We start from the raw sequence: 12899 nt of genomic DNA, 5'->3' as shown, positions 1-12899 counted from the left end.
GCTCAGGTCAGAGCACGCACACCATCTCGACGTGGGGGATGCCCACCTCGTCGAACACCGAGCCGCGCGGCACGAACCCCGAACGCACGTAGAACGGCGAGGCCGACACCTGCGCGTGCAGCACCGCCTCGCGGTAGCCGCGTTCGCGGGCCGTCTTCATCAGCGCGTCCAGCACGGCCTTGCCCACGCGGCTGCCGCGCATGGACTGCGAGACGGCCATGCGGCCGATCTTCGCGACCCCCGGCACGTGCTCGAGCAGGCGGCCCGTGGCGAGCGGCGCGCCGAAGTGGTTGTAGGCCACCGCGTGCACGCAGCCCGCGTCGGCCTCGTCCCATTCCATGTCGGCGGGAATGCCCTGCTCCTCGATGAACACGGTGCTGCGGATGCGATGGGCGTCCTCGCCCAGCTCGTCCCACGAGCCCACGCGCACGGTGGTCATGGGCTTGCCGGCCTCGAAGTTCTGCAGCAGCTCGCGCAGCTCCTGCGGCACGGGCTTGGGCTCGCGCGTCTCGGCGTCGGTGAAGACGTAGACCAGCTCGGCGCTGACGAGCGCCTCGTCCTGGCGGAACACCACGCCGTTGAACACCATCGAGGAGTTGCCGATGCGGCCGCAGCGAACGCCGACGTCGAGCACGTCGTCGTAGCGCGCCGAGCCGTGGTACTCGAGGGTGGACTTGCGCACGAAGAGGTCGCCGCCGAGGTACTTCAGCGTGTCCTCGTACGGCGCGGCCATGGCCCGCCAGTAGCCGGAGACGGCGGTGTCGAAGTACATCAGGTAGTGACCGTTGAACACGATCTTCTGCATGTCGACCTCGGCCCAGCGCACGCGCAGGCGTTCGGTGAATCGGTATTCGTTTCGTTTCATGGGGCCTCGAATGCGGTCTGGAGGGCGCGGGCCGCGACGGCCTGCGCCACGAGGGCCTCGCGCAGCGCGCGGCCCATCTTGATGAAATCGTGCGTCATGCCGCGGTGGATGTCGAGTTCCACCGGCACGCCGGCCGCCCGCAGGCGGTCGGCGTAGGCCACGCCCTCGTCCACGAGCGGATCGCACTCCGCCAGCACGACGCAGGCCGGCGCGACACCCTCGACATCATCGGCGTTCAACGGGGCGAAACGCCAGTCGGCACGTTCCTCGGCCGTGACGAAGTGGCCGAAGAACCAGTCGATGGTGCGGGCGTCGAGCAGGTAGCCCTCGGCGAACGTGGAACGCGACGGCATCCCGGACGGACCGTCGGCGGTGCCCGGCGTGATCAGCAGCTGCAGGCGCAGCGGGATGCCCTGGTCGCGTGCCCGGATGGCCGTGACCGCCGCGAGCGTCCCACCGGCGCTGTCGCCGCCCACGGCCAGGCGCGTGCCGTCGAGCCCGAGCGAGGCGGCGCCCCGCGCGTGCAGCCAGCGCAGTGCGGCCCAGGTGTCGTCCACCGCGACCGGGAAACGGTGCTCGGGGGCGAGCCGGTAGTCGAGCGACAGCACGGCCGCGCCGCTGCGCAGCGCGAGCTGGCGGCACAGGCTGTCGTGGGTCTCGATGCCGCCGATGGTGAAGCCGCCGCCGTGCAGGTAGAGCATCACCGGCAGGCGATCGGACGACGGGGCGTACAGGCGCGCCGGCAGCGGCGTGCCGTCGTCGGCGGGGAGGGTCAGGTCCTCGACACGCGGCAGCGGCGCGCGCGGCAGGTCCAGCACCTCGGCGCCACGGGCATACAGAGCGCGTGCCTCGACGGCGGTCAGCGTGTGGAACGGCGGCTGGGCCGCGCGCCGGATGCGGTCGAGGAGGCCGCGCATCGCGGGGCTCAGGGAAGGCGGTGTCACGGAAGGATCGGGGCGGAGTTCGGGGCGAAGCATACCGAGTGTTCCACGGCCGGTCCGTCCCCCTCGTGAAAAAGCCCGGCAGACGGGGCGTCTGCCGGGCTTTCCTTCTGTCTCCTCAAGCACGCGGCGCGGTGTGCGCCGCGTGGTCCCCCTGCGCGATCAGTGCTTGTCGTCGAAGAACTGTTCGTCTTCGGTCGAACCCTTCAGGGCGGCCGTCGACGCGTCGCGTTCGATCGTCGTGGTGATGGCGTCGAAGTAACCCGTGCCCACTTCGCGCTGGTGCTTCACGGCGGTGAAGCCACGCTCGGCGGCGACGAATTCCTTCTCCTGCAGTTCCACGAAGGCGCTCATGTTGTTGCGAGCGTAGCCGTAGGCCAGGTCGAACATCGAGTAGTTCAGGCTGTGGAAGCCGGCCAGCGTGATGAACTGGTACTTGTAGCCCATCGCGCCCAGCTCGCGCTGGAACTTGGCGATCGTGGCGTCGTCGAGGTTCTTCTTCCAGTTGAACGACGGCGAGCAGTTGTACGACAGCAGCTTGCCCGGGAACTTGGCGTGGATGGCGTCGGCGAAGGCCTTGGCGAAGGCCAGGTCCGGCTTGCCGGTTTCGCACCAGATCAGGTCGGCGTACGGGGCGTAGGCCAGGCCGCGGCTGATGGCTTGCTCCAGGCCGTTGCGGGTGCGGAAGAAGCCTTCCACGGTGCGCTCGCCGGTCAGGAACGGCTTGTCGTTGTCGTCGACGTCGTTGGTCACGAGGTCGCCGGCTTCGGCATCGGTACGGGCCAGCAGCACGGTGGGCACGCCGGACACGTCGGCGGCCAGGCGGGCAGCCACGAGCTTGGCGACGGCTTCACGGGTGGTGACGAGCACCTTGCCGCCCATGTGGCCGCACTTCTTCGCGGAGGCCAGCTGGTCTTCGAAGTGGACGCCGGCGGCGCCCGCGTCGATCATGGCCTTCATCAGTTCGAAGGCGTTCAGCACGCCACCGAAACCGGCTTCCGCGTCGGCGACGATCGGGGCGAAGTAGTCGATGTCGTTCTTGCCTTCCGACCACTGGATCTGGTCAGCGCGGGCGAACGTGGCGTTGATGCGCTTGACGACCTTGGGCACCGAGTCCACCGAGTACAGCGACTGGTCGGGGTACATCTCGCCGTTGCTGTTGGCGTCGCCGGCGACTTGCCAGCCGGACAGGTAGATGGCCTTCAGGCCGGCCTTGACCTGCTGCATGGCCTGGTTGCCGGTCAGGGCGCCGAGCGAGTTGATGAACGGCTCGGTGTTGATCAGGTGCCACAGCTTCTCGGCGCCGCGCTTGGCCAGGGTGTGCTCGACTTGCAGCGAGCCACGCAGGCGGACCACGTCGGCGGCGGTGTAGCCGCGCTTGATGCCCTTCCAACGGGGATTTTCAGCCCAGTCTTTCTCGAGGGCGGCGATTTGCTGTTCGCGGGTCAGGTTCGTCATGAAGACCTCCAAGGGTGAGAGACAGATGAGAAAACTTGCAATCCTGTGCCTCAAGCATAGAGAAGAAGCCGAAGCGCGGGAAGACTTATGTCTTATATAAGACCAAGACGCAACACCAATGAAATCAAATACTTAGCATGCACATTTCCGGATGTGAAATCCGATTTCTCCATCAGGCAAAAAATGTCGCGCTGCAACACGGCATGATTTCACTTCGTGAAAGACCCATTTCTGAATGTGGAAAGATCGTCGGCAAGTGTCCGTCCGACACCACCGGCGTCCGAGTCGGCCTAGACTGGAGACGTCCGTTGCCACCCCGGAGCTGCCGATGTCCTCTCCCCTGACCCAGGCCTCGCTCGATGCGTACTGGATGCCGTTCACCGCGAACCGGCAGTTCAAGCAGGCGCCCCGGCTGCTCGCCCGGGCCGACCGGATGCACTTCTGGACCCCCGAGGGCCGCCCGGTGCTCGACGGCATCGCGGGCCTCTGGTGCGTGAATGCCGGCCACGCCCGGCCGCGCATCGTGCAGGCGATCCAGGCCCAGGCCGCGGAACTCGACTTCGCCCCGCCCTTCAACATGGGCCACCCGCTCGCCTTCGAGCTGGCCGGGCGACTGGTGGAGATCGCGCCGAAGGGGCTGAACAAGGTCTTCTACACGAACTCGGGTTCCGAGTCGGTGGAAACGGCCCTCAAGATGGCCATCGCCTACCACCGCGCCCGCGGCGAGGGCCAGCGCACCCGGCTGATCGGCCGCGAGCGCGGCTACCACGGGGTCAACTTCGGCGGCATCTCGGTGGGTGGCATGGTGGCCAACCGCAAGATGTTCGGCACGCTGCTCACCGGCGTCGACCACCTGCGCCACACCCACGACCCGCGCAACCTGTTCTCGCCCGGACAACCCGAGCACGGGGCGGACCTCGCCGACGACCTCGAACGACTCGTCGCGCTGCACGACGCGTCCACCATCGCCGCGGTCATCGTCGAGCCCGTGGCCGGCTCCACCGGTGTGCTGCTGCCCCCGAAGGGTTACCTCGAGCGACTGCGGGCGCTGTGCGACAAGCACGGCATCCTGCTGATCTTCGACGAGGTCATCACCGGCTTCGGCCGCCTGGGCTCGCCCTTCGCGGCCACGCACTTCGGCGTCACCCCGGACCTGATGACCACGGCCAAGGGCCTGACCAACGGCACCGTGCCCATGGGGGCGGTGTTCACGACCCAGAAGATCCACGACACGTTCATGACCGGCCCCGAGCACGTGATCGAGTTCTTCCACGGCTACACCTACTCGGGACACCCCCTCGCCTGCGCCGCGGCCATCGCCACGCTGGACACCTATGCCGAGGAAGGCCTGCTGACCCGGGCCGCCACGATGGCCGAGCCGTTCGGCGCGGCGGCGCGCGCGATGCGCGAGCTGCCGAACGTGGTGGACGTGCGCACGATGGGCCTCGTGGCCGGCATCGAGCTCGCGCCCCTCGACGGCCAGCCCGGCGCGCGCGCGTTCAAGGTGTTCCTCGACTGCTGGGAACGCGGCGTGCTCGTGCGCACCACCGGCGACACCGTGGCGCTGTCGCCGCCGCTGATCATCGAACCCGAGCACGTCGACCAGATCTTCAAGACCCTGACGGAGGCGATCCGATCCGCCGCATGATTTGACTTCATCCTTCCACTGGGCACACTGAATGCTTGATCAGGTGACCAGCAAGCCCAACGTGCCGCGGCCAATAACCGGGGCACAGCAAGCCGAATGAAAGCCCCTCTGCCCTCCACCGGCCCATCGTTCCTGAGAACACAACGCAAACCGCTCGTGCTGATTCCCGCGTGCAACCGCATGCTGGGCTATCACCCGTTTTTCGTGGCCGGACAGAAATACGTGGACGCCGCGCGCCTGGCCGGTGCCATCGCCCTGGTGGTGCCGTCGGTGCCCATCGAGGAGATCGACGCGCTGCTCGACATGGCCGACGGCATCCTGCTCACCGGCTCCCCGTCCAACGTGCACCCCAGCCACTTCGGGGAAACCGTGCACGACGAGTCCCTGCCCCTCGACCCCGTGCGCGACGGCTGGACGCTGCCCCTGATCCCCCGCGCGCTCTCGCGCGGCATCCCGCTCTTCGCGATCTGCCGCGGCTTCCAGGAGGCCAACGTGGCGCTGGGCGGCAGCCTGCACCAGGCCGTGCAGGAAGTGCCCGGGCAGAACGACCACCGCGGCCGCACCGACGGCACGGCCGAGATCCAGTACGACTTCGCCCACGAGGTCGAGGTGATCCCGGGCGGCGCGCTCGACGCGATCCTCGACCAGCGGATCTTCCGCGTCAATTCGGTGCACGGCCAGGGCGTGAACCGCCTCGCGCCGGGGCTGCGCGTCGAGGCCCGTGCACCGGACGGCCTCATCGAGGCCTTCTCGCTGCCCGGCGACACCTTCAACCTGTGCGTGCAGTGGCACCCCGAGTGGCAGGCCGCGCAGAACCCCATCTCCACCAAGCTCTTCCAGGCCTTCGGCGCCGCATGCCAGGCCTACCACGACCGACGCCGCCAGCCCGCACCCGATCGTTAGTTGCCACCCGGTTCGATCCGCCGCACGCCGGGGCGTCTCCCGGTCCACGTTCCACGACAACAGGTGAACCATGGTGGCCCGAGACAACAGCAACTTTTCCTTCGCGGACCTCGAGCAGTGGCTCAACGACCACCGGGTGACCGAGATCGAGTGCCTCGTGCCCGACCTCACCGGTGTGGCCCGCGGCAAGATCCTGCCGCGCGAGAAGTTCACCGAGGACCGCGGCATGCGCCTGCCGGAGGCCATCGTGGCGATCGGCGTGACCGGCGAGTTCCCGTCGGAAGGCCCGTACTACGACGTCATCCACGCGACCGACCGCGACATGCACCTGCGGCCCGACCCGAGCACCGTGCGCATCGTCCCGTGGGCGGCCGACCCCACCGCGCAGGTGATTCACGACTGCTTCGACCGCCACGGCACGCTGATCCCCTACGCCCCGCGCTCGGTGCTGCGCCACGTGTGCGACCTGTACGCGGCCGAGGGCTGGGCCCCCGTGGTGGCGCCCGAACTCGAGTTCTACCTGATCGAGCGCAGCACCGACCCGAACCAGCCCCTGCGCCCGCCCCGCGGCCGCAGCGGGCGCGCGGAGACCTCGCGCCAGGCGTACTCGATCGACGCCGTCAACGAGTTCGACCCGCTCTTCGAGGACATCTACGACTACTGCCAGAAGATGGAGCTCAACGTGGACACGTTGATCCACGAGGTGGGCGCCGGCCAGATGGAGATCAACTTCTTCCACGACCACCCGCTGGGCCTGGCCGACGAGGTGTTCTTCTTCAAGCGCACGATCCGCGAGGCCGCGCTGCGGCACGAGATGTACGCCACGTTCATGGCCAAGCCGATGGCGCACGAACCGGGCAGCGCGATGCACGTGCACCAGAGCATCACCGACACGGTCAGCGGCCGCAACCTGTTCAGCAACGAGGACGGCTCGCCCTCGCGCGAGTTCCTCTGGTACATCGGCGGCCTGCAGAAGTACACGCCCGCGGCGATGGCGCTCTTCGCGCCCTACGTCAACTCGTACCGGCGCCTCGCACGTTCCACCGCCGCCCCCATCAACATCCAGTGGGGGACCGACAACCGCACCGTGGGCATCCGCTCACCGGTGGCCACGCCCGCGGCGCGGCGCATCGAGAACCGCGTGATCGGCGCCGACGCGAACCCGTACGTGGCCCTGGCCGCCACGCTCGCGTGCGGCTACCTGGGCATCAAGAACCGCATCGAACCCTCGCCCGAGTGCAAGGGCGACGCGTACCTCTCCGAATACCAGCTGCCGCGTTCGCTCAGCGAGGCGCTCGGCTGGCTGGCCGACGAGACCGAACTGCACTCGGTGCTCGGCAAGGACTTCATCACCGTGTACTCGGAGATCAAGGACATCGAACACAGCGAATTCATGCAGGTGATCTCGCCCTGGGAGCGCGAGCACCTCCTGCTCCACGTCTGATCCCGTGACCGAGGAGACGCCATGACCCGCACCACCGCCCAGTGGCAGGCCGCCGACGCCGCCCACCACCTGCACCCGTTCACCGACTTCAAGTCGCTCTCGGCCAAGGGCACGCGTGTCATCGTGCGCGGCGACGGCATCTACGTGTGGGACAGCGAGGGCCACCGGCTGCTCGACGCCATGTCGGGCCTGTGGTGCGTGAACGTGGGCTACGGCCGCCGCGAGCTGATCGACGCGGCCACGAAACAGCTCGAGACCCTGCCCTTCTACAACTCGTTCTTCCAGACCACCACGCCGCCGGCCATCGAACTCGCGGAGCTGCTGGCCGAGATCACGCCGCCGCAGTTCAAGCATGTGTTCTTCGGCGGCTCGGGCTCCGAGGGCAACGACACCGTGGTGCGCCTCGTGCGCCGCTACTGGGACCTGATGGGCCAGCCGAAGCGGGACGTCATCATCAGCCGCCACAACGCGTACCACGGCTCGACGATGGCCGGCGCGTCGCTCGGCGGCATGAGCGGCATGCACCAGCAGGGCGGCCTGCCCATCCCCGGCATTGAACACATCCAGCAGCCCTTCTGGTTCGAACAGGGCCGCGGCCACACGCGCGACGAGTTCGGCCTGACCGCCGCGCGGTGGCTCGAAGCGAAGATCCGCGAGGTGGGACCGGACCGCGTGGCCGCCTTCATCGGCGAGCCCGTGCAGGGCGCGGGCGGCGTGATCGTGCCGCCGGACACCTACTGGCCCGAGGTCCAGCGCATCTGCGACCAGTACGGCATCCTGCTCGTTTCCGACGAGGTCATCTGCGGCTTCGGCCGCACCGGGCAGTGGTTCGGCTGCGAGACCTTCGGCTTCCGCCCCGACCTGATGACGTTCGCGAAGGGCGTCACGTCGGGCTACATCCCGCTCGGCGGCGTCATGGTGGGCGAACGCCTCGCGCGCGTGCTGATCGACGAGGGCGGCGAGTTCAACCACGGCTACACGTACTCGGGCCACCCGGTGGCCTGCGCGGTGGCGCTCGCGAACCTCCGGCTGCTGCAGCGCGAGGGCGTCGTCGAGCGTGTGCGCGAGGAACTCGCGCCCCACCTCGCGTGGCACTTCGAGCAGCTGGCCGACCACCCGCTGGTGGGCGAGGTGCAGACCTGCGGGATGATGGCCGCGCTGCAGCTCGTGAAGGACAAGGCGACGAGCGAGGTGTTCGACCCGACGCTCGAGGTGGGCATGGTGTGCCGCGCGCACTGCTTCGGCAACGGCCTCGTGATGCGCGCCGTGGGCGACCGCATGATCGTCGCCCCGCCCCTCGTGATGTCCATCGCGCAACTGGACGAGATGGGTGCGCTGATCCGCCAGTGCCTCGACCTCACCCTCGCCGACCTGCGGTCGCGCGGGTGGTTCTGACCTCACGGAGGCCCTCATGGACATCGACTGGCATGCCCGTGCCGCGCAGCAGGGCTACGACGGCCGCGCCTTCATCGGCGGGCGCCGCGTGGCCGCCGCCGACGGCGCCACGTTCGACTGCGTCTCGCCGCTCAACGGCCGCGTGCTGACCACCGTGGCCCGTTGTCGCGAGGCGGACGTGGACGCGGCCGTGGCCTCGGCCCGCGCGGCCTTCGACGACGGCCGCTGGGCGCATCAGCCCCCGGCCGCGCGCAAGCGCGTGCTGCAGCGGTTCGCCGAAAAGATCCTCGCGGCGCGCGACGAACTCGCGCTCGTCGAGACGATGGACATGGGCAAGCCGGTGCGCTACAGCACGAGCGTCGACGTGCCGGCCGCCGCGCGGTGCATCGCGTGGTACGCCGAGGCCGTCGACAAGGTCTACGACGAGATCGCCCCCACGCCGCGTTCGGGCCTCGCGCTGATCACGCGCGAGCCCATGGGCGTGATCGGTGCCATCGTGCCGTGGAACTACCCGATGATCATGTCGGCCTGGAAGCTCGGGCCCGCGCTGGCCGCGGGCAACAGCGTGGTGCTCAAGCCCAGCGAGAAGTCGCCGCTGACGGCCATGCGCCTGGCCGAACTCGCGCTCGAGGCCGGATTGCCCGAAGGGGTGTTCAACGTCGTGCCGGGGCACGGCGGCGAAGCGGGCGAGGCCCTCGCGCTGCACATGGACGTCGACGCCGTGGGTTTCACCGGCTCGACGCGCGTGGGGCGGCGCATGCTCGAGTACGCGAGCCGCAGCAACCTCAAGCGTGTCTACAACGAGCTGGGCGGCAAGTCGGCCTTCCTCGTGTTCCCCGACTTCGACGACCTGCCGCGCGCCGCGCAGACCGTGGCCGGCGCGATGTTCTTCAATCAGGGCGAGTCCTGCAACGCGCCGTCACGCGTGTTCGTGCACGAGGACATCGCCGACGCGTTCGTCGCCGAGGTGGTGAAGGAAGCACCGAAGTACCAGCCCGGCGACCCGCTGGCGGCCGGCACCGAGATGGGCGCGCTCGTCGACGAAGGGCAGATGCGCACGGTGCTCGGCTACATCGCGTCGGGCGAGGCCGAGGGCGCGCGCCTGCTCGCCGGCGGCCGGCAGGCGCGTGCGGACAGCGGCGGCTGGTTCGTCGAACCGACCGTGTTCGGTGGCGTGACGAACACGATGCGCATTGCCCGCGAGGAGATCTTCGGTCCCGTGCTGAGCGTGATCCGCTTCCGGACCGAGGACGAAGCCGTGCGCCTGGCGAACGACAGCCCCTACGGCCTGCAGGCGAGCGTCTGGAGCAGCCACGTCGACCGCGCCCACCGCGTGGCCCGCGCGCTGCGCGCCGGCACCGTGCACGTGAATCAATACGACGAGGACGACATCACCGTGCCGTTCGGCGGAGTCAAGCAGAGCGGCAACGGCCGTGACAAGTCGCTGCACGCCTTCGACAAGTACACGGAACTCAAGACCACCTGGATCCGCATCAACGGTTCTTAAGCCTCGTTTAAGGCAGGCCGCGCAGATTCGCGGCCATGAGCAAGACCGCCACGCCGAGAAATCCCGCCCCCCGCCGGGTGATCGGCCGGCTGGCCCTCGTGCTGGCCCTGGCGGGAGGCGATGCCGCGACGGCCGGAGAGGACACCTCGCCCCTTCCTTCGTTCGCCGAACTGGAGGCCGCCGGGACCCGCATCGGAGAGGTCCGCGTCGTCACCCGCGACATCTTCGACGCCGAGGACCTGACCGAGGACCGGCGGCTCTACCGCTGGGCGAACGCGCTCCACATCCAGACCCGGCCGGCGGTGATCGAGCGCGCCTTGCTGTTCCACAGCGGCGAGTTGCTCTCCGTCCGCCTGCTCGAGGAGACCGAACGGCTGCTGCGGGCCAACCGCTACCTCCGCGACGTCGAGATCACCCCCGTGGCGGTCCACGACGGGCTCGTCGACATCGAGGTCGTGACCCACGACACCTGGTCGCTCGACCCCGGCGTGAGCTTCGGCCGCTCGGGGGGTGTCAACACGGGCGGGATCCACCTGAAGGAATACAACCTCTTCGGCACGGGCATCGCCGCGAGCCTGGGCCACGGCAAAGGGGTCGACCGCAGCAGCAACGAGTTGAGCCTCCTCAGCGAACGCACGCTGGGCACGTGGACCAACCTCGCGTACAGCCACGCGAGCAACAGCGACGGCACCAAGGACACCGCCTCCGTCATGCGCCCGTTCTATGCGCTCGACGCCCGCTGGGCCGCTGGCGCCAGCCTGTCGAAGGACAACCGGGTCGACTCGATCTACAACGCCGGGGTCCTCACGAGCCAGTACCGCCACCGGCAGGATCGCGCCGAGGTGTTCGGCGGGTGGTCGCCCGGGCTGCGCAACGGCTGGGTGCAGCGGTACTCGGCCGGGGTGAGCTACAGCGACGACATCTACACGCCCGACCCCGGACTCGTCGCGCCATCCCTGCTGCCCCAGGACGAAACGCTCGTGGGGCCGTTCGTGCGGGTCGAGCTGATCGAGGACCGCTACGAACGCGAGCTGAACCGCAACCTGATCGGGCGGCCGGAGTTCTTCGCGCTGGGCCTGACCACGTCGTTGCAGATCGGCTTCGCGCCGGCCAGGCTGGGCTCGACCGAGAACACCGTGCTGTACGACGGCCGGATCAGCCGGGGCTTCGAGCCGTACGGCGCCCACCGGCTCATCACCTCGGGCCAGATCACCGGCCAGTTCTCGGGGGGCAAGATCCGCCGGCAGCGGGCCGGCGCGCAGGCCCAGTACTACCTGCCGCAGGACAACAAGCGCTGGCTGTTCTACGCCTCGGCCGCGGGCGACGTGCTCACCCGCCCGGACGTGAACGACGAGCTGCTGCTCGGTGGCGACAACGGCCTGCGCGGCTATCCGCTGCGCTACCAGAGCGGCGACCGGCGCGCGCTGTTCACGCTGGAGGAGCGCTTCTTCACCGACTGGTACCTGTACCGCATGTTCCGCGTGGGCGGTGCGGCGTTCTTCGATTCCGGCCGGGCCTGGGGCGGGCACAACACCAACACGGTGAACCCCGGCTGGCTCAACGACGTGGGCCTCGGGCTGCGCTTCGTCAGCACGCGGTCGGCATTCAGCAACGTGCTGCACGTCGACCTCGCCGTCCCCCTCAATGCCACGTCGGACATCAAGAAGGTGCAGTTCCTGATCAAGACGAAGACGAGCTTCTGAGCGGGCGGATCAGGCGGCGACGGGCTGGGCGCCGGCCGACGGGCTCCGCGCGAGCCGCGAGACACCACGCGGACCGAGCGCACGGTACGTCGGGTCCGACCACACCTGGCGGCGGCGGCGCGCGCCGGGCAGGCCGTTCCACAGGCCGAGGATGTGGCGCGAGACGTGCGTGAACGGAGCGCCGGTGGCGGCGAAACGCTCCATGTACTCGACCATCGCGTCCTCGATCGATTCGCGCGTGATGCCCGACGGCGCCTGGCCGAAGAAGCGTTCGTCCCAATCGGCCATCAGCCACGGGTTGTGGTACGCCTCGCGGCCGAGCATCACGCCGTCGACGTGCTGCAGGTGTTCGGCGATCTGCTCGTTCGTGCCGACCCCGCCGTTGATGACGATGGTCAGGTGCGGGAAGTCACGCTTGAGCTGGTGCGCGTACTCGTAGCGCAGCGGCGGGATCTCGCGGTTCTCCTTCGGGCTCAGGCCCTTGAGCCACGCGTTGCGCGCGTGCACGAGGAACACCTCGCAGCCCGCATCGGCCACGGTGCCGACGAAGTCGCGCACGAACCCGTAGTCCTCGGTCTTGTCGATGCCGATGCGGTGCTTCACCGTGACGGGGATGTCGACCGCGTCGCGCATCGCCTTCACGCAATCGGCCACCAGCGGGGCCTCGTTCATCAGGCAGGCGCCGAATGCCCCGCGCTGCACGCGCTCGCTCGGGCAGCCGCAGTTGAGGTTGACCTCGTCGTAGCCCCAGTCCTGGGCCAGCTTCGCGCAGGTGGCCAGGTCGGCCGGCTCGCTGCCGCCGAGCTGCAACGCCACCGGATGCTCCTCGTCGTTGAAGTCGAGGTGGCGCGGCCGGTCGCCGTGGATCAGCGCGCCGGTGGTCACCATCTCGGTGTAGAGCAGCGTGTGGCGGGTGAGCAGGCGGTGGAAGTACCGGCAGTGGCGGTCGGTCCAGTCCATCATCGGAGCCACGCTCAGGCGGTGCATCGGATGGGGGCTGGGCGGACGCGAGGGGGAAGAAACTTGCATCGGGTC

At 68.9% G+C, this 12899-nt stretch carries 10 protein-coding genes; 6 read left to right on the top strand and 4 right to left on the bottom strand.

The window, feature by feature from the left end; all coding sequences use genetic code 11:
• Window positions 1–7: 7 nt before the first annotated feature.
• From A4W93_RS11210 to aceA, 3 genes are all read right to left on the bottom strand, one after another.
• Entirely contained in the window at window positions 8–865 is an 858-nt protein-coding gene (locus tag A4W93_RS11210) for a YbgC/FadM family acyl-CoA thioesterase (protein WP_085750683.1), read from the bottom strand.
• The gene (locus tag A4W93_RS11205; protein WP_085750682.1) at window positions 862–1782 is read right to left on the bottom strand and encodes an alpha/beta hydrolase; all 921 of its coding nucleotides are present in this window, start codon (window positions 1780–1782) and stop codon (window positions 862–864) included. Before A4W93_RS11205 ends, A4W93_RS11210 begins: the two co-directional genes overlap by 4 nt.
• Window positions 1783–1968: 186 nt before the next feature.
• Window positions 1969–3264, bottom strand: a complete 1296-nt coding sequence (gene aceA, locus A4W93_RS11200) for an isocitrate lyase (protein ID WP_407081707.1) — start codon at window positions 3262–3264, stop codon at window positions 1969–1971.
• A gap of 328 nt (window positions 3265–3592) precedes the next feature.
• Between aceA and A4W93_RS11195 the strand changes: the two genes are divergently transcribed.
• From A4W93_RS11195 to A4W93_RS11170, 6 genes are all read left to right on the top strand, one after another.
• Window positions 3593–4912, top strand: a complete 1320-nt coding sequence (locus tag A4W93_RS11195) for an omega-aminotransferase AptA (protein ID WP_085750681.1) — start codon at window positions 3593–3595, stop codon at window positions 4910–4912.
• A 96-nt stretch (window positions 4913–5008) separates the two neighbouring features.
• Window positions 5009–5815 carry a gamma-glutamyl-gamma-aminobutyrate hydrolase family protein gene (locus A4W93_RS11190; RefSeq protein WP_085750680.1) on the top strand — a complete coding sequence of 269 codons (807 nt, stop codon included), beginning with the start codon at window positions 5009–5011 and terminating at the stop codon, window positions 5813–5815.
• A gap of 70 nt (window positions 5816–5885) precedes the next feature.
• A complete protein-coding gene (locus A4W93_RS11185; protein ID WP_085750679.1) occupies window positions 5886–7259 on the top strand; it encodes a glutamine synthetase family protein in 1374 nt (457 codons plus the stop codon).
• Between the two features lie 21 nt (window positions 7260–7280).
• Window positions 7281–8654 carry an aspartate aminotransferase family protein gene (locus A4W93_RS11180; protein ID WP_085750678.1) on the top strand — a complete coding sequence of 458 codons (1374 nt, stop codon included), beginning with the start codon at window positions 7281–7283 and terminating at the stop codon, window positions 8652–8654.
• A gap of 16 nt (window positions 8655–8670) precedes the next feature.
• Complete coding sequence (locus tag A4W93_RS11175; protein ID WP_085750677.1) at window positions 8671–10161, top strand: aldehyde dehydrogenase; 1491 nt, start codon at window positions 8671–8673, stop codon at window positions 10159–10161.
• Between the two features lie 35 nt (window positions 10162–10196).
• A complete protein-coding gene (locus tag A4W93_RS11170) occupies window positions 10197–11864 on the top strand; it encodes a BamA/TamA family outer membrane protein (RefSeq protein WP_157131635.1) in 1668 nt (555 codons plus the stop codon).
• A gap of 9 nt (window positions 11865–11873) precedes the next feature.
• Here the strand turns inward: A4W93_RS11170 and dusA are convergent, their stop codons facing one another.
• Window positions 11874–12893, bottom strand: coding sequence for a tRNA dihydrouridine(20/20a) synthase DusA (gene dusA, locus A4W93_RS11165; protein ID WP_085750675.1), 1020 nt, complete (start codon window positions 12891–12893; stop codon window positions 11874–11876).
• Between the last annotated feature and the right edge of the window lie 6 nt (window positions 12894–12899).

The sequence above is a fragment of the Piscinibacter gummiphilus genome, from assembly GCF_002116905.1.
In the GTDB taxonomy this organism is placed as follows: domain Bacteria; phylum Pseudomonadota; class Gammaproteobacteria; order Burkholderiales; family Burkholderiaceae_C; genus Rhizobacter; species Rhizobacter gummiphilus.
Note: the sequence above shows the minus strand (reverse complement) of the source record. Positions and strands in the feature narration are given on the sequence as shown.